Source organism: Metallibacterium scheffleri (assembly GCF_002077135.1).
Taxonomy (GTDB): Bacteria; Pseudomonadota; Gammaproteobacteria; order Xanthomonadales; family Rhodanobacteraceae; genus Metallibacterium; species Metallibacterium scheffleri.
This window is the reverse complement of record NZ_LDOS01000002.1, coordinates 1821528-1839123: the sequence shown is the minus strand read 5'-3', so window position 1 is coordinate 1839123 and position 17596 is coordinate 1821528. Positions and strand designations below refer to the sequence as shown.

At 66.5% G+C, this 17596-nt stretch carries 18 protein-coding genes and 3 tRNA genes; 12 read left to right on the top strand and 9 right to left on the bottom strand.

Translation table 11 applies throughout. The features are described 5' to 3' along the window. Positions 1-30 precede the first annotated feature (30 nt). Complete coding sequence (locus tag Mschef_RS13785) at positions 31-1770, bottom strand: glutamine--tRNA ligase/YqeY domain fusion protein (RefSeq protein WP_136256199.1); 1740 nt, start codon at positions 1768-1770, stop codon at positions 31-33. Positions 1771-1864: 94 nt separating this feature from the next. Between Mschef_RS13785 and Mschef_RS13780 the strand changes: the two genes are divergently transcribed. The 5 genes from Mschef_RS13780 to msrA all read left to right on the top strand — a co-directional run bounded on the left by Mschef_RS13780 (position 1865) and on the right by msrA (position 6135). Beyond that, positions 1865-2140, top strand: a complete 276-nt coding sequence (locus Mschef_RS13780) for a putative signal transducing protein (RefSeq protein ID WP_081129412.1) — start codon at positions 1865-1867, stop codon at positions 2138-2140. 107 nt (positions 2141-2247) lie between these two features. Next, positions 2248-3225, top strand: a complete 978-nt coding sequence (gene nadA, locus Mschef_RS13775) for a quinolinate synthase NadA (RefSeq protein WP_081129407.1) — start codon at positions 2248-2250, stop codon at positions 3223-3225. A 1-nt stretch (position 3226) separates the two neighbouring features. Then, positions 3227-4726, top strand: coding sequence for an L-aspartate oxidase (gene nadB / locus Mschef_RS13770; protein ID WP_081129402.1), 1500 nt, complete (start codon positions 3227-3229; stop codon positions 4724-4726). Positions 4727-4772: 46 nt separating this feature from the next. After that, positions 4773-5408, top strand: a complete 636-nt coding sequence (locus Mschef_RS13765) for a glutathione S-transferase family protein (RefSeq protein WP_081129398.1) — start codon at positions 4773-4775, stop codon at positions 5406-5408. Between the two features lie 67 nt (positions 5409-5475). Continuing rightward, positions 5476-6135 (top strand): peptide-methionine (S)-S-oxide reductase MsrA, encoded by a 660-nt coding sequence (msrA, locus tag Mschef_RS13760; protein ID WP_081130049.1) that lies wholly within the window; start codon positions 5476-5478, stop codon positions 6133-6135. 63 nt (positions 6136-6198) lie between these two features. Here the strand turns inward: msrA and Mschef_RS13755 are convergent, their stop codons facing one another. From Mschef_RS13755 to Mschef_RS13745, 3 genes are all read right to left on the bottom strand, one after another. Then, positions 6199-6780, bottom strand: a complete 582-nt coding sequence (locus Mschef_RS13755) for a DUF3501 family protein (RefSeq protein WP_081129394.1) — start codon at positions 6778-6780, stop codon at positions 6199-6201. A 10-nt stretch (positions 6781-6790) separates the two neighbouring features. After that, a complete protein-coding gene (locus Mschef_RS13750; protein WP_081129390.1) occupies positions 6791-8116 on the bottom strand; it encodes a (Fe-S)-binding protein in 1326 nt (441 codons plus the stop codon). A gap of 100 nt (positions 8117-8216) precedes the next feature. Next, the gene (locus tag Mschef_RS13745; protein WP_081130048.1) at positions 8217-8636 is read right to left on the bottom strand and encodes a rubrerythrin family protein; all 420 of its coding nucleotides are present in this window, start codon (positions 8634-8636) and stop codon (positions 8217-8219) included. 198 nt (positions 8637-8834) lie between these two features. Between Mschef_RS13745 and Mschef_RS13740 the strand changes: the two genes are divergently transcribed. Next, positions 8835-9116: a sulfite exporter TauE/SafE family protein gene (locus Mschef_RS13740; protein WP_206780160.1), complete on the top strand. Its 282-nt coding sequence runs from the start codon at positions 8835-8837 to the stop codon at positions 9114-9116. Then, entirely contained in the window at positions 9104-9508 is a 405-nt protein-coding gene (locus tag Mschef_RS13735) for a DUF1634 domain-containing protein (RefSeq protein WP_168708793.1), read from the top strand. Before Mschef_RS13740 ends, Mschef_RS13735 begins: the two co-directional genes overlap by 13 nt. A gap of 6 nt (positions 9509-9514) precedes the next feature. Here the strand turns inward: Mschef_RS13735 and oxyR are convergent, their stop codons facing one another. Next, a complete protein-coding gene (gene oxyR / locus Mschef_RS13730; RefSeq protein WP_081129377.1) occupies positions 9515-10471 on the bottom strand; it encodes a DNA-binding transcriptional regulator OxyR in 957 nt (318 codons plus the stop codon). 92 nt (positions 10472-10563) lie between these two features. On the opposite strand from oxyR, the gene prmC reads away from it, so the two are divergent. Together prmC and Mschef_RS13720 are read left to right on the top strand one after the other, a co-directional pair. Next, positions 10564-11412, top strand: a complete 849-nt coding sequence (gene prmC / locus Mschef_RS13725) for a peptide chain release factor N(5)-glutamine methyltransferase (RefSeq protein ID WP_176212461.1) — start codon at positions 10564-10566, stop codon at positions 11410-11412. A 28-nt stretch (positions 11413-11440) separates the two neighbouring features. Continuing rightward, positions 11441-11926: an acyl-CoA thioesterase gene (locus tag Mschef_RS13720; protein ID WP_081129368.1), complete on the top strand. Its 486-nt coding sequence runs from the start codon at positions 11441-11443 to the stop codon at positions 11924-11926. Between the two features lie 5 nt (positions 11927-11931). Here the strand turns inward: Mschef_RS13720 and Mschef_RS13715 are convergent, their stop codons facing one another. From Mschef_RS13715 to Mschef_RS13700, 4 genes are read right to left on the bottom strand one after another with little or no spacing between them, the layout of a single operon-like run. Next, complete coding sequence (locus tag Mschef_RS13715) at positions 11932-14496, bottom strand: carboxypeptidase regulatory-like domain-containing protein (protein ID WP_081129364.1); 2565 nt, start codon at positions 14494-14496, stop codon at positions 11932-11934. Between the two features lie 8 nt (positions 14497-14504). Beyond that, positions 14505-15353, bottom strand: a complete 849-nt coding sequence (locus Mschef_RS13710) for a hypothetical protein (RefSeq protein ID WP_081129359.1) — start codon at positions 15351-15353, stop codon at positions 14505-14507. Continuing rightward, positions 15350-16126: a hypothetical protein gene (locus Mschef_RS13705; RefSeq protein WP_081129356.1), complete on the bottom strand. Its 777-nt coding sequence runs from the start codon at positions 16124-16126 to the stop codon at positions 15350-15352. The genes Mschef_RS13710 and Mschef_RS13705 overlap by 4 nt, the downstream gene beginning before the upstream one ends. Before the next feature lie 20 nt (positions 16127-16146). Further along, the gene (locus Mschef_RS13700) at positions 16147-16782 is read right to left on the bottom strand and encodes a hypothetical protein (protein ID WP_081129354.1); all 636 of its coding nucleotides are present in this window, start codon (positions 16780-16782) and stop codon (positions 16147-16149) included. 451 nt (positions 16783-17233) lie between these two features. On the opposite strand from Mschef_RS13700, the gene Mschef_RS13695 reads away from it, so the two are divergent. The 3 genes from Mschef_RS13695 to Mschef_RS13685 all read left to right on the top strand — a co-directional run bounded on the left by Mschef_RS13695 (position 17234) and on the right by Mschef_RS13685 (position 17565). Continuing rightward, a tRNA-Tyr gene (locus tag Mschef_RS13695) sits at positions 17234-17319 on the top strand. 69 nt (positions 17320-17388) lie between these two features. Continuing rightward, positions 17389-17462, top strand: a tRNA-Gly gene (locus Mschef_RS13690). A gap of 27 nt (positions 17463-17489) precedes the next feature. Next, positions 17490-17565: transfer RNA gene (locus Mschef_RS13685), tRNA-Thr, on the top strand. The last annotated feature ends 31 nt before the right edge of the window (positions 17566-17596 follow it).

Genomic DNA, 17596 nt, shown 5'->3' with positions numbered 1-17596 from the left:
GAGCGTCGTGCATGGTGGGCCTGCATGCGTTCATGGTGCCTGGCGTTGCGCCCACACATCGCGCAGCGTGACGATGCGGTTGAATACCGGCTGCGCCGCCGCATGGTCGCGGCAATCGGCAATGAAATAGCCCAGCCGCTCGAACTGGAAGAACGTCCCCGGCGCAGTGTTCGCAGCGCCGGGCTCCAGATAGCCACGCAGCACGTGCCGCGAATCCGGATTGAGGTGATCGCGGTAGGTCTTGCCGTTGCTATCGTCGTCGGGATCGGGCACGTTGAACAGGCGGTCATAGAGGCGCACCTCGGCGGCGATGGCGTGCGCGGCGCTGACCCAGTGGATGGTGCCCTTGACCTTGCGCTCGGCGCCAGGCATGCCATGGCGGGTGTCGTGATCCAGTGTGCAGTGCAGCGCGGTGATCGTGCCCTGCGCATCCGCAAGCACCCGCGTGCAGCGCACGATGCCGACGCCGCGCAGGCGCACTTCGCCATCAGGCACCAGGCGGTGGAAGCCCTTCACCGGCTGCTGCATGAAATCCTCGCGCTCGATCCACAGCGTCCGCGCGAACGGCACGCTGCGCACGCCTTGTGCGGCATCCTTGGGATGATTGGCGAACTGCAGCGTCTCGATGTGCGCGTCCGGCAGGTTGTCGATGACCAGCTTGAGTGGGTCCAGCACCGCCAGACGCCGCGGTGCGCGCGCATCCAGATCCTCGCGCACGCAGGCCTCGAGCACGCCGAGGTCGATGCTGCTGTTCTGCTTGCTGATGCCGATGCGCTCCCAGAACGCGCGGATCGCCTCCGGCGTGTAGCCGCGCCGGCGCAGCCCGGACAGGGTGGGCATGCGCGGATCGTCCCACCCGTCGACCAGCCTGTCCTGCACCAGTGCGAGCAATTTGCGCTTGCTCATCACCGTGTAGCTGATGTTGCCGCGCGCGAACTCGATCTGCTGCGGCGTGCTGGGCGGCAGCCACTGGCCCTTCTCGCGCAGCGGCGCGGTGAGCGCCGGATCGCCCGGCAGGTCGAGCTGGCGCAGAAACCAGTCGTACAGCGGGCGGTGGTCCTCGAACTCCAGCGTGCACAGCGAATGCGTGATGCCTTCCACCGCGTCGGACACACAGTGGGCGTAGTCGTACATCGGGTAGATCGGCCAGACGTCGCCGGTGTTCTGATGCGTGACCTTGCGGATGCGGTAGATCGCCGGGTCGCGCAGGTTGATGTTGCCGGCGCTCATGTCGATTTTCGCGCGCAGGGTACGGCTGCCGTCGGCGAATTCACCCGCACGCATGCGCCGGAACAGATCGAGATTCTCCTCGACGCCGCGCGCGCGGAACGGCGAGTCGCGCCCCGGCTCGGTGAGCGTGCCGCGATAGGCGCGCATCTGCTCGGCGTCGAGGTCGTCGACGTAGGCCAGGCTCAGACGGATGAGTTTCTCGGCACCGAGGTAGAACACCGCGAAATAATCCGAGGCGTGGCGCAGCGTGTCCCAGGTGAAACCCAGCCAGTGCACGTCATCCTGGATGGCCTGCACGTATTCGGGGTCTTCGCGCGCTGGATTGGTATCGTCGAAACGCAAATGGCAGCGCCCGCTGTTTTCCACGGCGATGCCGAAGTTCAGGCAGATGCTCTTGGCATGGCCCAGGTGCAGGTAGCCGTTGGGTTCGGGCGGAAAGCGCGTGACCACCGCACCACCGTGTTTGCCGGCGGCGCGATCAGCGGCCACGATCTGGCGGATGAAGTGCTGCGGCGGGTTTGCGGGCAGGTCGTTGGCCATGGGGGGGACGCGGGACAAAGAGCCCAAGTTTAGCCGAGCGGCCGGCTGCGCCGCTGCGCGCGCCGGCGTAGGCTATGCGCACGAGGCTTGAACCATGCAGACCGTTTACAACGCCGATTCCATCGTCGATGCGCAAATCGCCAAGGATGCGCTGGAAGCCTCAGGCATTCCGGCCTTCATCGCCGGCGCGGCGCTGATTGGCGGCATGGGGCAGTTGCCCGCGCGCGGTTTCATCCGCGTGATGGTGCCGGACATCGCCATTCCCGAGGCACGGCGCATCCTCGGCGAGGTGTTTCCCGACCCGCCAGCCGCTGCGCAGGTACGGCGCGTCGCCAGTGATTTCGGCCCGACTGGCTTCAAGCCCGCCTGAGCGCGGGCACTGACTGAAGCCGCGCGTAACCGTCATGGTCGCTGCGCTTGTTCCTGCAAGCCGGCGCGCCTAGCATGAACCACTTGATTAATACTCGGAGTGAGGATATGTCGCTCGTCGCCGCAGACCTGCGCCATCAGCGCTTTGTTGCCGCCGTGCCCGAGATCGAGCGCATCGAGGCGCAGCCGCTGCTGGCCGAGATCGAGCAGCTCAAGCGCGCGCGCCATGCCGTGGTGCTGGCACACAACTATCAGGCGCCGGCGATTTATCACGGCGTCGCCGATTTCACCGGCGATTCGCTGGCGCTGGCGCAGCAGGCGGCGCACAGCGCGGCGGACGTGATCGTGGTGGCCGGCGTGCAGTTCATGGCCGAGACCGCCAAGCTGCTCAATCCGGCGCGCACGGTGCTGATTCCATCCAACCGTGCCGGCTGCTCGCTGGCCGAGTCGATCACTGCGCAGGACGTGCGCACGCTGCGTCGCCAGCATCCCGGTGTGCCAGTGGTCAGCTACGTCAACACCTCGGCGGCGGTGAAGGCCGAGAGCGATATCTGCTGCACCTCGGCCAATGCGCTGCGCATCGTTGAATCGCTGGGTGTGCCCAAGGTGATCTTCCTGCCCGACCGTTTTCTTGGCCATCACGTGCAACAGCAGACCGGCGTCGAGCTGGTGTTGTGGGAAGGCGCTTGCGAGGTGCACGAGCGCTTCACCGGCGCGCAGTTGCGCGGGCTGCGCCGCGACCATCCCGGACTCGAAATCGTGGCCCATCCCGAGTGTTCGCCCGAGGTGCTGGCTGAGGCCGATTTCGTCGGCTCGACGCAGGGCATGGTCGAGCACCTCGCGCGCGCCAGGCCGGCGCAGGTCGCGCTGATCACCGAATGCTCGATGAGCGACAACGTCGCCGTGGAGTTTCCCGGGATCCGCTTCGTGCGTCCCTGCAATCTGTGCCCGCACATGCGTCAGATCACCCTCGCGGGCATCCGCGATGCGTTGCGCGACCTGCGCCACGAGGTGACGTTGGCGGCGGAGATCATCGCCCCGGCGCGCCGCTCGCTCGAGCGCATGCTGGCGGTGGGGCGCGGCTGACATGCGCACCCCGCCGGATTTCATCGTCTGTCCACGCAGCGACGTGCTGGTCATCGGCGCTGGTGCGGCGGGTCTGTCCGTGGCGCTGGCCGCCGCGCCGCGCACGGTGCGCGTGCTCAGCCTGGCCGAGCCGGCACGCGACGGCGCCAGCACCTGGGCACAGGGCGGCATCGCTGCGGCGCTGGGCAAGCAGGACAGCCCGGCACTGCACGCTGCCGACACGCTCGCGGCCGGGCAGTACCTCAATCAGCCCGAGGCCGTGGCGCGGCTCACCGCTGCGGCGGCGAGCGTGATCGACTGGTTGCAAACCCTGGGTGCGCATTTCGATCGCCGCGACGATGTGCTGTTGCTGGGGCGCGAAGCCGCGCACGGCCAGGCGCGCATCGTGCACGCGCACGGCGATGCCACCGGCGCCGAGGTGATGCGTGCGCTCGGCGCGGCCAGCCGCGCCGCCGCGCATATCGAGCTGGCGCCCGCGCGCTGCGTCATCGCGCTGGCGCAGGATGCGCTTGCGCGGGTCATCGGCGCGTGGGCGTGGAACGGCCAGGCACTGGAATTGTGGCCGGCACGCGCGATCGTGCTGGCCAGCGGCGGTTACGCGGCGCTGTATCGGTACACGACCAACCCGACGGCCTCCGACGGCAGCGGCGTGGCGCTGGCGCTGGCTGCCGGTGCGCAGCTCGCCGATCTGGAATTCGTGCAATTCCATCCCACCGCGCTGGCGCCGCGGGATGCCGTGCGCAGTGGACAATTGCCACTGCTCACCGAGGCATTGCGCGGCGCCGGCGCCACACTGATCGACGCGCACGGTGCGCGTTTCATGCTGGCCGAACACGCATTGGCCGAATTGGCGCCGCGTGATGTGGTAGCGCGTGCCATCGCCGCACGGCGCCTGGCCGACACGCAGGTCTACTTGGATGCGCGCGTTGCGGTGGGTGCCGAATTTCCGCAGCGCTTTCCCACGGTGTTCGCCGCCTGCATGCAAGCCGGCATCGATCCGCGCGTGCAGCCCATTCCGGTCACGCCCGCGGCGCATTACTGCATGGGTGGCGTACGCACCGATGCGCAGGCGCGCAGCACACTCGATGGTCTGTATGCCGTCGGTGAAGCGGCTGCCAGTGGTGTGCACGGTGCCAATCGCCTGGCCAGCAATTCGCTGCTCGAAGGTCTGGCCTTTGGCCGCGAGTTGGGCTTGACCCTGGCCGCGACGTTGCCGCAGGAAGGTGGTGTCACGCAGCCGTGTCCGCGCCACTTCGCGCCCTTGCCGGCGCCGCTGCGCGTGGCGTTGGCCGATATGCTGTGGGCGCAGGCGGGGTTGGCGCGCAGCGAGTACGGTCTGGCGCTGGCTGCAGCGCAAATCGGGCACTGGCTGGAGCCGATGGATGCAACCGCCAGCGGCGCCGACCTGCTGCGCTTCGCCGCCGCCGCCGTGGCTGCCATGCGCGCGCGCCGTCACAGCATCGGCGCGCACTGGCGCAGCGATGCGCAACAGGCCGCCTGAACTCGCATCGCGCTACGCTTGTGTTTTCCAACCAGCGAGTCCCGTCATGAGCGAACTGCCCGTCCTGGTCATCGGCGACAAAACCGTTTCATCCTGGTCGTTGCGACCGTGGCTGGCGTTGCGCCAGGCCGACATCGCCTTCGAGGAACGCCTGCTGTGGCTGCATCGCCCCGCGTTTCGCAGCGAGGTGGCGCGCTATTCGCCCAGCGGACGCGTGCCGGTGCTGTTGCACGATGGCGCGGTGGTGTGGGAGTCACTGGCGATCCTTGAATACATCAATGAAACCTGGCTGCAGGGTCGCGGCTGGCCCGCCGAACGCGCGGCGCGTGCGCACGCGCGCGCCATCGCTGGTGAGATGCACAGCGGCTTCGCCGCGCTGCGCCGCGAGCTGACGTTGAATCTGCGACGCCACGGTGCGCCGCTTGATCCGGGCCACGACGCCGCGCAGGACATCCGCCGCATCGTTGCGATCTGGGAGGATGCGCGCGCGCGCTTCGGCGCGGGCGGAGCGTTCCTGTTCGGCGCATTCGGCTGCGCCGATGCCATGTACGCGCCGGTCGCGCTGCGTTTCCTGGTGTACGGCATCGCGCTGCCACCCGTTGCGCAGGCGTATGTTGATGCCATCCTCGCGCTGCCGGCCATCGGCGAGTGGCGCGCGGCGGCGGCGCTGGAAACCGATTGAGCCCCACGCGCATTGCGCCACGCGATGTGTGGCGCAATGCGCGACCATGCAACTGCCGGAGGATGTCATGCTCGGAATCGGCGCCTGGAAGCAACGCCTGCCCAGCCGCGAGCAGGCCCTGCCAGGACGCGCGCAGCCCTTGCCGCTGCACGACCGCCACGCCGTGCTCGGGCATCCGCTGACGGCGCTGCCCGACGGCATGCGCGAGCTGATCGTGGCGCTGGGCTGCTTCTGGGGTGCCGAGCGCGCTTTCTGGTCGCTGCCCGGCGTATACACCACGGCGGTCGGCTACAGCGGCGGTCATACGCCGCACCCGACCTATCGCGAGGTGTGCAGCGGACAAACCGGGCACGCCGAGTGCGTGCGCGTGGTCTACGCCCCCGGCGTGATCGGCATCGAGGCGTTGCTCAAGGTGTTCTGGGAGCGCCACGACCCCACCCAGGGCATGCGTCAGGGCAACGACATCGGCACGCAGTACCGTTCGGCGGTCTACGCCTGCGATGTCCAGCAACTGGCTGCGGCCCTGGCTTCGCGCGCTGCCTATCAGCGTGCGCTGAGCGCGGCGGGACAGGGCACGATCAGCACCGAGATCGCCATGACCGGCGTGTTCTACTTCGCCGAAGACGAGCACCAGCAATATCTGGCCAAACATCCGGATGGTTACTGCGGACTGGGTGGAACCGGCGTGGTTTGTCCGCTGGGGCTGGGTGTCGCGGTGCCGGACTGATCCGCGCGCATTCCGCGCCGGCATGCATATCGCCGCGTTGCCGATACGCGGCGGCGTATGCGCTCAGTCGAAATCAGCGACCAGCGCGACCTGTTGTGCGGCATCGAGTTGTGTCTCGACGCGATGCGCCGGCAGTGTCGCGCGCAGCGTCACCGCGGCGCCGGCACGCCACGCCGTGATCATCGCCGGGTCCAGTTCGAAGCGCAGGAAATGCACAGCGGAAGTCTTGCTGTCGTTGCTGCGCGGCAGGTCCTCGTCGGCGATGGCCGACACCTGCGCATGGTCGGCGACCTGCAGCGCGATGTGGTGCTCGATATCGCGCAGGCGCTGCAGTGCGCGGCGCCGTTCCTCGACGTCGGGATATTCGATCAGCAACGTGGCCTTGAGATTGTGGCCATCCGGGATCAGCGGGTTATAGGCGGCCAGTTCCTCGGCGATCGCGCCTGGCTCGAAGATGCGCTCGATGCGCAGCATTTCCTGCACCTGATACTGCACGGTCAGACGATCCTCGAACAGCAAGGTGAGGTGCGCGTCGAGGTGCACGGTGCGCGCGCGCTTGTGCGCCATGGCACGGCCGCGGAATTCGTCGCGTTCGCGCGCGTAGCGCTCCAGGCCGAGCAGGTCATCGTGGGTCAGTGCATGCATCGTGGTGTCCTCAAATGCCGTAGGCCAGGCGCAGCAGGCTGACGGGGTGTTCGGCGTGGAGCGTGCCGCTGAGACCATGCGCGATATGCGCGCCAGCCATCGGGCAATCGCTAGTAAAGTGCGCGGCATCGGCCTGTTTCACGCGGTTCTCGACGGGCCTGGCGATCTTGCGTGCGATCGGGTAGGTGGCGCGCTTCACGCCGTAAGTGCCATCGTGGCCCGAGCAGCGCTCGATGGTGGTGATCGTGGTACCGGGTATCAGCGCCAGCACCTCGCGCGTTTTCGGTCCGATGTTCTGCACGCGCTGGTGGCAGGCAACCTGCCAGGCGATCGTGCCCAGCGTGTTCTTGAAATCAGTTCTCAGCAGGCCGGCCTGCTGGCGTTGCATCAGGTACTCGAACGGATCAAAGAAGCGCTGCTTCACCAGCAGGACGTCGGCGTCGTCCGGAAACATCAACGGAAGTTCCTGCTTGAACATCAGCACGCAGGATGGAATCGGTGCCAGCAAATCGAATCCCTCGCGTGCCAGCGCGGCCAGCACCGGAATGTTCCGCTCCTTGCAGGCGCGCACGCTGTCGAGATCGCCCAGCTCCAGCTTGGGCATGCCGCAGCAGACTTCCTGCATGACCATGCGCGTGGGGATGTCATTGTGGGTTAGTACCGCATGCAGATCCTCGACCACTTGCGGCAGGCTCACGTCGCAATAGCAGGTGGCGAAAATGGCCGCCTTGCCCAGCGTGCGTCCGGCCGGCATGGCTGTGCCTTCGGCCTTGGCGTGCCGCAGCCGTTTGCGCGCGGTGCGGCTGTGGTACTCGGGTATCACGGCCTCGGGATGCACGCCGAGCGCCTTGTCCAGCATGGTGCGCCCGACACCGCTGGCGTTGACCGCGTTGACCACCTCGGCGACGACGGGGATCGAGGCCAGACGTCCCACCGTGGTGGTGCTGGACAGTATCCTGGCCTTGAGCGGCACGCCGTGCTTTTTGAAATGCACAGCCTTGGCGCGCAGCATCAGGTGCGGAAAGTCCACGTTCCATTCATGCGGCGGCACATACGGACATTTGGTCTGGTAGCAGAGGTCGCACAGGTAACAGTGCTCGACGACCTTGGCGTAGTCGCTTTTGGCGACACCGTCCACCTCCATGGTGCTGGCGTTGTCGATCAGATCGAACAGCGTGGGAAACGCGTTGCACAGGCTGACGCAGCGGCGGCAGCCATGGCAGATCTCGAACACGCGTTCGAGCTCGGCTTCGAGTCGGGTTTCGTCCCAGAATCCGGCGTCGTTCCAGTCCAGCGAATGGCGCGTGGGCGCCTCGAGATTGCCTTCACGCGCCATGCGCCGATCCTCGAATCATGCTCGGGAATGAGCAGACGCCAGCATTGCGCTGGCGTCGTGGGCCATGCGGATCGCGGCGCTGATTCCGCCGCGCACAGTTTCAGCCTAGATCGTTGAGAGCTTTCTGGAAGCGATTGGCGTGCGAGCGCTCGGCCTTGGCCAGGGTCTCGAACCAGTCGGCCACCTCGTCGAAGCCTTCCTGGCGCGCGGCCTTGGCCATGCCCGGATACATGTCGGTGTATTCGTGGGTCTCGCCGGCGATGGCGCTCTTCAGGTTGGCGTGGGTTTCGCCAAACGGCAGACCGGTGGCCGGATCGCCGCACTGCTCGAGGTATTCAAGATGCCCGTGCGCGTGGCCGGTTTCGCCTTCCGCGGTGGAGCGGAATACGGCGGAGACATCGTTGAAACCTTCCACGTCGGCCTTGGCCGCGAAGTACAGATAGCGACGGTTGGCCTGCGACTCGCCGGCGAAGGCGGCCTTCAGATTTTCTTCGGTCTTGCTGCCTTTCAGGGTGCTCATGTTCAACTCCTGGCGATGGCTGGGGTAGCGATGGATGATCAGCATTGTGAATCTAAGTCGCGATCAGCTTCAAATGAAATCGAATGAATCGATGGCTGCGATATCGATTCACTATGGAACATCCGGGTGCGCATGTGCGCAAAAGTCGCAAGCGGTTCGCGATTTGAGCGCAGCAAGCCCGCGTCAAAGAACCTGCCGATGAGCCTGGTGATGCGCCTGCCATTGAAGGTGTCCACGGCGACCAGCAACTTCATGATCGGCATTACCGCCGGTGCCAGCGCGGCGATTTATTTCCGCCAGGGTTTCATTGATCCAGTGCTGGTTGGGCCGGTGACGCGGGGCACGCTGGGTGGCGCGGTACTGGGTGCCTGGATGCTGCCGCACCTGAGCACGCGCTGGCCGCGGCCATTTTTCGCGCGGGTGGTGGGATTTCTCGGCATCGAGATTCTGTGGGAGGCATGGTGCGCATGGCACGGCTAGACCGCGACTATCACGCCGCTGCGCAGGCTGCCGGCGCGGTGCAGGAGGCACGTCGGCGCCTGCTGTGGGTGCTGGTGTTGCTGGCGGCGGCGGTGCTGGCCGTGGGCAGTGCGCTGTATCTATGGCAGGTCGGCATGCAGCCGCCGCTGTGGCGCATCTTTGTCGGCGTGCCGCGTGGCTTGCACACGCCGCAGAGCATCGTCGAGCTTGCTGCGCACGGCAACAGTCGCGCGCTGGTCGATGCGGGCACGCTGGCGCTGGTGGCAGCGCCCGTGCTGCAACTGGTGCTGGCGGTGTGGATCTTCGCGCGGCGTCGCGATGTGCTGTACGCGGGTTTCAGTCTGCTGGTACTGGCGCTGTTGCTGAGTGGACTCGGCCTGGGCTGGCTGTGATGCGATTCAGGCGCTGTGCTTTGTCACGCGCGCGGGTGGCGTTTTGCGGCAGACCCCAGGCTGCGCGTCCAGCAAACCTGACGGCAGATCCTTGATGACTTCGCCGAGGCGTTTCAGGAATGCCCCCATTGCGGTGCTTTTGCGCCACACCATGGCGATGCGTCGGCTCGGCGCATGATCGCTGAATCCCAGCAGATGCACGTCCGGTGCGCAGGCCACCGGCGGACGCACCGCGAGGATCGGCAGCAGGGTGATGCCGACATTGGCGGCCACCATCTGGCGCAGGGTTTCCAGGCTGGTCGCACGAAAGCCGCTGCGCTCGGCCGCGCCGGTGGAATGGCATACCTCCAGCGCCTGGTCGCGCAGGCAGTGGCCCTCTTCCAGCAGCAGCAGCTTGAGCGTGCCCAGCTCGTCGAGTTTCAGTTGCGTGCGCGTGGCCAGTGCGTGTTGCCCGGGCACGGCCAGCACGAAGGGCTCCTCGAACAGGAACTCGGCGTGCAGTGAGTCCTCGTGCAGCGGCAGCGCCATGATCGCGGCGTCGAGCTTGCCCTCGCGCAGCAGGCGCAGCAGCACTTCGGTTTTTTCCTCGGTCAGCAGCAGTTCGAGCTTGGGCAAACGTTCGCGCAGGCGTGGCACCACATGCGGCAGCAGGTAGGGCGCCAGCGTCGGGAAAATGCCCATGCGCAGGGTGCCCGATTCGGGATCGCGTGTGCGCCGCGCGATGCTGCGGATCTGCTCGACCTCGTTCAGCACCTCGCGCGCGCGCTGCGCGATCTCCACGCCGACCTCGGTCAGCAGCACGCGCCGCGGCGTGCGTTCGACCAGAGTGACGCCCAACTCGTCCTCGATCTTCTTGATCTGCGTGGACAGGGTGGGCTGGCTGACGAAACAGGCCTCGGCGGCGCGGCCGAAATGCTTGTGCTCGGCGAGGGCCACGAGATAGCGAAGATCACGAAGGTTCATGCAGGGCGATTGGGTGGATCAATGGTTGGACTATAACCCCGCGCCCGTTGCGGCGTTCACGTAGCATCTGGACTCTCGACACGATGCCGCAGATGACCGATCTCCGCACCTTGCTGGCTACCGCGCGCGTGCAACTCGCCAGCGACGAGGCCGCGCTGGAGGCCGAGCTGCTGCTGGCCGTGGCGCTGGGCCAGCCGCGCAGTTGGTTGTACGCGCACGCCGATGCGGTGCCAGCAGCGGACACGGCCGCGCGTTTCGCGGAGTTGATCGCACGTCGCACTGCCGGCGAACCGGTGGCCTACTTGCTGGGTCGCCGCGGATTCTGGACGCTGGACCTGCAAGTCGGCCCCGAATGCCTGATTCCGCGCCCGGAAACCGAGCTGCTGCTCGAGCACGCGTTGCTGCGCCTGCCACAGGACGTGCCCGTGCGCGTGGCCGATCTCGGCACCGGCAGCGGCGCGCTGGCGCTGGCGGTCGCGAGCGAGCGACCACTGGCCGAAGTGTGGGCCAGTGATGTCAGCGCAGCGGCGTTGGAGTGCGCGCGCGCCAACGCGCAGCGACTGGGTCTGACCCGGCGTGTACATTTCGCCGAGGGTGACTGGTGCGTGGCGCTGGGCGCAGAGCGCTACGCGATGCTGGTATCCAATCCGCCCTATCTGGCCGAGGATGACGAGCACTTGCAGCAGGGCGATCTGCGCTTCGAGCCGCGCATGGCCCTGGTTTCCGGCGCGGAGGGTCTGGATGCACTGCGCGTGATCATCGCCGCCGCACCCGATCATCTCGAGCCGCGTGGCTGGCTGCTGCTCGAGCATGGCGCCGGACAAGGGCCGCCGGTGCGCGCCTTGCTGGGCGCGCGCGGTTTCGTCGAAGTGCACAGCTTGCGCGATCTGCAGGCGCACGAGCGCGTCAGTCTGGGGCGCTGGATGCAGCCCGCGTCATAATGCGCGCTGGCCCGGACCGGACGCACGCATGAGCCCTCCTCAGCGCGAACTCGATTTCCGTTTTTTGGCGCAGCCCGGCGATGTCAACTTCGGTGGCAAGGTGCATGGCGGCGCGGTGATGAAATGGATCGATCAGGCCGCCTACGCCGCGGCGGTGGGCTGGAGTGGCGCGTATTGCGTCACCGCCGCGCTCAGCGGCCTGCAGTTCATCGCGCCGATTTTGATTGGTGATCTGATCACCGTGCAGGTCAAGCTGATCCGCACCGGGCGCAGCAGCATGCACTTCGCGGTGGATGTGCTGGCGCGCGACCTGAAAGCCCGCGAGCAGCGTCTGGCCACCAGTTGCGTGATCGTGTTCGTGGCGCTGGACGAGTCCGACGGCAAGCCGGTGCCGGTGCCGTCGTGGCAGCCGCAAAGCGAGGACGACTTGCGTCTGGCAGAGAGTGCCGACGAGCTGGCGCGTCTGTCCAAGGCGATGGAGAGTGCGATGCTGGCCGCGCGCCGCGCGGGCTGATTTTTTCAGGTGCGTGCTGGCGCGACCGCCAGATCCTGCTGGTACAGGAACGCGCGTTGCAGCGTCACGCTGCGGCTGGCGCCGTCGGCGCGCAGCGTGTAGGTGCCCGGCGGTAGATCGTCGACGCGGTAGTAGCCCCACTGGTCACTGGAAAGTGTTTTCACCGCCTTGCCCTGCGCATCCAGTATTTCGATGGCGACATTGGCTAGCGGCTGGCCATCGCGGGTGACGCGTCCGGCAAATCCCAGGCGCAGCGATACATGGAAATCGGCGGTGGTGGTCACGCCGGCACGCACCTGTACCCACGGCGCGGCCGTATCCGGCACCAGATCGATGGGCATGTGTTCGGCATCCAGCTGCACGCGGTACACGCCGGGCGCCAGATTCGGAATCAGGTAATGGCCATCGCGGTCGAGTTTGCCGCGTGGACGGCCATCCACCAGCAATGGCACGCCGGCCAGGTCGGACCAGTGCACGTTGGCCGGCAGCTCGCCGCTGACCCGCCCCGCGATGACGCCCACGCGGGCCGCGTAGCTGCCCATGCTGCCGCGCGTCAGGCCCGAGGGGGTGACCGCGAAATCGGCCACGAGCACGAATTGCACCAGCAGTCCGCCGACCCCGGGAATGGCGGCGTTGAGCGGGTCGTTTTGCACCTGCAGGTGCGCGGAGAGTCCTGGGATCGCCTCGACCGCGGCATCCAGCAGATAGCCGAAGCGACCGCGTCCCTGCAGCAGCCCCGCGGTCCACAGGATCGGTCGCGGTCCGCGCCACATGCCGCTGAGTAAGGCCGAATAGCGCGTGCCGAGATAGCCGTCGTGCGTGGCCGCCAGCGTCGTACTGTAGCCATCACGGAAGCTGTGTTGCCACTGCGCCTGATTCACGCCGGAATAGCGGCTCAGCGAGACCTGATCGCGGGCATCCGGCAGCCACGAGGCGTTCCAGGCGTAGTTGCCGAAATAGTCGGGCATGGCGCTCAGGCCGAGGCTGGCGTAGGGGCGCCAACTGAAGCCGGGCTTGAGGAAGCGCACGTTCTGATCCAGCGTGGGATCGTAGGCGTCGCGACCGCTGAGGCTCAGCCCCAGATCCGGCTGCGCATTCCAGTTGAGCGTGGCGTAGCGGTCGTACGATTCCGCCGTGTAGCCGGGGAAATAATTGGCCCCGCGCTGGATCGCATAGCCGCTCCAGGACACGCTTTTCGACTGGCCGTTGCCGCTCACGCTCCAGGCGCTGGCGCTGCCGTTGCGGCCCAGCGTCATGCCCCAGGTGCCGAAACTGCCGAAGCCGCCGACGGCGTTGACGATGCCGTAGTCCTGACCGCCGGCGCGCTGCACGGTGCTGCCCAGCGTCCACTGCTGGTTGAGGCCATAGCGCAACTGGTAAAAGCCGCCGAGGCCATGCGTGCCGACCGCGGGGTCGAGCGGGTTGCCGTCGGCGCCGACGCCGCCGTAGGAAATCACCGTGCCCGCTGGCAAGGCCTGCGCGCTGCTGGCGACGTTGACTTGCTGGATACGCACCGGTGTGCCGTCGCCGAAACGTTGGTATAGCGCCACTTCCACGCGCTCGTCGCCACGCAGCAGCACGTCGCGGAATTGCCAGGTGCCATCGAGGCGGATCGCGGTGCGCGCGATCGCCTTGCCGTTGATACGCAATTCGGCGATGCCGCCGGGTGGGCCATCGCCACCGCTGACCGTGCGCCCGCCCTGCAACTGGCTGGCAACGAGTTGATCGGCGCCCACGGCTGCGCCGTAGACCAGCCCGGGCTGGTTGGTCCACGCGTATTGCGCGCCGGTGAGTTGCGCGTAGGGCAGCAGCGGGTCCAGCGCGAGCTGGTCCTCGCCCAGCATCCAGCGCCCGTTACCCTGGTCGAGAATCCAGCCGTAGTTGCTGAGGCGGTTCTGCCCGCCCGGGTTGGTGTAGTAGCTCATGCGCCAGAAGCCCGGCCCCAGTGCGCCGCCGAGGTCGGTGTAGGTGCTGAGCGTGTCGCTGTTACCGAGGCGCGTGAAATAGGCCTCGCTGTGCCAGCTCGACAGACTCAGCGAGGGCGCATAGATATCGGGCTTGACCTGCTGCGCGCTCAGCGCGGCGCCGGGTGCCGCACTGCCCGGATTCCACGGCAGCTCGGTTTTCAGCGCGAATTCCTGTTCGTCGAAGGTGATTTTCGCACCCAGTGCCTTGGCCAGCGGTGCGATCGGAAAGTAGCGGTGCTGGTCATGCTGGATCGCCTGCGCCGTTTGCAGTTGCGCGTTTCCCAGCGGCGTGGGCAGGACCAGCAGCGGGCCCTGCGCCTGCACCAGCGTGCCGATGCGACGCGCGAACTGGTCCAGATCCACCGCATAACCGCCCTGTGGCAGTGGCAGCAGGCTGATGCTCTGGCCACTGTCCTTGCCGTCGAGGAAAAACCCGGCGACCTGGGTCTGATGGCTGGCGCTGGCGATATAGGACGGTGGCGCGGGCAGGGCAGCGGCCAGCGCCGCGCCGGCGTGCGCGGGCGCGGGCGCGGCAAATGCTGCGATCAGCGCAAACACGGCGACGAACCCGCGTATCGAACCGGTGCGGGCCCGCCTCTCCATGGCGCGGCTCAGTGTGCCGCGGGCGCTACGGTAAAGCCCAGCTCGCGTGTGATGCTGGGCGTACCGAAGGTCCCGCGCAGGAACAACACGTAGGCGCCCGGCGCGAGGCCTTTTTTGTCCTCGAATTCAAGACGCACGCTGCGCGTCAGGCCGGGCAGATCGGCATCCAGCGGCAGTGCGCCACTGGCCGCAAGCCCGAGTGGAGGCTTGAAAGTGGGCTGGCCGAGTTGCGCTGGCCACGGGCTGCCGGCAGGGACCGCGCCTTTCTTCCAGACGACGTAGTCACCGATCATGCGTGCGGTGGCGTTGCCGGTATTGCGCACCTCGAAGCTCACGCCGTGGGCATCCAGCCTGGCGCTGAGAATCTCGCCCTGCATGGTGTACGGCGGCACGCGCGCATACACCGCGGCGCCAAGGCGGAACAGCACGCGGAAGGTGCCCTTGGGCTGCTGACCTTCCGCCTGCTGGCTGAAATAAATCATCGCGCGGTGTTCGCCCGGGCTCAGCGGCACGGCCGGACGGATTGCAAAGCGCACGACTTGCGAGCCGTCGGCCGGCAACGTGAACGTCGTCGGGTTGATCTGCAGCCAGGGCGCCAGCGATTGTTCGGTCAGCGGTGCCGGCTCCACATCGCCCTTGGCGTTCATGGTCCAGTTGATCACCGACACCGTCATGGGGATGCTGGCCTTGCTGAAGTTCATCAGGCGGAACGAGTACGTCTGATCGGCCTTGCCCAGATCGATGGTGTAGATCTGCGGCGTGATCGCGACTTGCGCCAGCACGGCGGGCGCGAACAGGGCGCCGAGCAGCGCGAACAGCACCAGCATGAGGTAGCGGTTGCGCATCAAGTTCTTCATGGCGAGGTGATCGTGGCCTGGACGATGTTGAGCGTATAGGTTCCCGCGCCCAGCGCGGCGAATGAATTGCTCAGGAAATTGAAGGTCACGTTGGCGGACCAGAGGTTGCAGAGGAACTGCTTGTTCGGATTGTTCGTGTAATAGCAGTAATAGGGGTTGTTCGGATCGGCCACGTATTGCGTGGTGTAGGTCGCCTGCATGCTCAGGGTGTTGACGGTCGCCACCACGCTGCCGCTGGAACCAGCTGGATTGCTGGTGAGCGTAGTGGTGAATGGAGTGCCGGCCCCGCAATTGGCACTGGTGGCGTACTGGAACAGCGTGCCGGCGTTGCGCGCGACCTGCCCAGCCACGTTGCCTTGCGGTGCGGCGCCCAGATTGGCGCTGAGCACAGCGCCAGCAGCTGAGGCCGTGGGCGTGGCAGTACCCAGGGAAAAGTTGCCTGTGGTCTGGCCGGTGAGGTCGAACACGCCGATCGAGCTCAACGTGCTGCCATTGGCCAGGCCGCCCAGAAAGCCGTAAATCTGGCAGCCGCCGCCGTTGCCGCCACCGCCACCCTTGCTCGGATTTGACTTGCTTGGTTGCATCCCTGCAGGCGTGGCCAAGCCACGCACGGCAGCGGGATGGATCGCATGGGGCCCGGCACTCTGGAATGCGCTGGCAGGACCCAGCACGGCAATGCTGCCACCCCCACGGGTCAACGTGGACTGCGCATGCAGCGACGGCGGCACCAGGATCAGTACCGCCGTCGTCAGCAGGGCCAATCTGCTCATCATGGCCTGGCCACTCCTGATGCTCAGGTACTGCTGGCAGTGATGTAGATCGTGGCGCCTGCGTAGGTGTCGGCAGCCGTGGCGTTGCTCAGATTCATGTTCATGGTGACGTTGCCGGTTTGCGGCGTGCCGCCCAGGCCGGTGCCGGCGAACGAGCTGTTGGTCGTTGCCAAAGCGCTCAGGCCGATCGTGGCCGTCGTTGTGGTTGTCCCCGTGAGGGTTGCGGTTGGCGTTACAGTCGCACTGGCAAAAGACACGCTCACGGTCGTGTTGCCTGAGCTTGGCGTGGTGATCGAGCGCACGGCCCAGAAATTGCTCAAGGTGAGGGCGGCACTACTGATGCCGGCCGCGGTGGATGTCGCCGGCGAGGTCAGCGACGCGCTCAGGGTGCTGGATGTGCCGCTGGCGGTTACGGCTTGGGCGGCGAGCCCGGCTGGTGCGCCGCCGGCCAGAGTTGTCAGCACGCTCGAGGGAATCGTCAGGTCGACTTCGTTGTAGTAGTACAGCAGCGTCACCGGCTGCAGAATCACCTTGAATGCAGTGCCGGGGGTGACGGGAGCGGGAGCAGCAGCGGCCGGAGTGGGAGTGAACGCCATGCCCAGCGCGACGGCGAGGCTGGCGGCGAGGGCGCTGGCGCGCAGGGTCTTGGTGAAATGCATGATGCGTTCTCCGAGTAGGTTGTGTCTGGAACAGGGCCGGTTTGGATCCGGGCACCGGCAATTCAAGCAAGCTTGATGCCAAATCGGCACAACGTCGTAATGAATGCGAAGTTCTGTCTAAGGAACATCACATAAGCTCTTGTATCAAAAATGCTTTGTCAAGCCAGATCGATGACCAGGCCGTACCGCTGCGGGTGGTGCCCAGGCGACTGTCACGCATCGTCACGGTTGCGCCGAGGTCACAAATGGGCATTCGGTCACATCTTCTGCGCGCCCGATTGCGTCAGTCCGCACCGCGCGTCTCTGGCGCGAGTGCGCCGCAGCGCGGGACGCGCGACAACCTCTGCGTCTTGCGGCCGCGATGAGCGTGCGCGCGGAGCTGCGCGATGGCGCGGTCGCGAAGACTTGTTGACAGTCCGCGACGCGCTCGGGACAATGCCCGTTCTTTGTTGGAGGGATACCCAAGCGGCCAACGGGGGCAGACTGTAAATCTGCTGGCTTACGCCTTCGGTGGTTCGAATCCACCTCCCTCCACCAGCTTGGTATCGCTGGTGGTACCGAGCTGCGCGTTCTGCAAGATCGCGCAGTGCTTTGCTCGGCATCCGTGCGGGAGTAGTTCAATGGTAGAACCTCAGCCTTCCAAGCTGATGGTGCGGGTTCGATCCCCGTCTCCCGCTCCATTGGCGCCTCGCACAAGCATCACAACCGCTCACGTAGCTCAGTCGGTAGAGCACTTCCTTGGTAAGGAAGAGGTCACTGGTTCGATTCCAGTCGTGAGCACCACACCTGCGGCATCCGCCGTCTCCTTTTAATC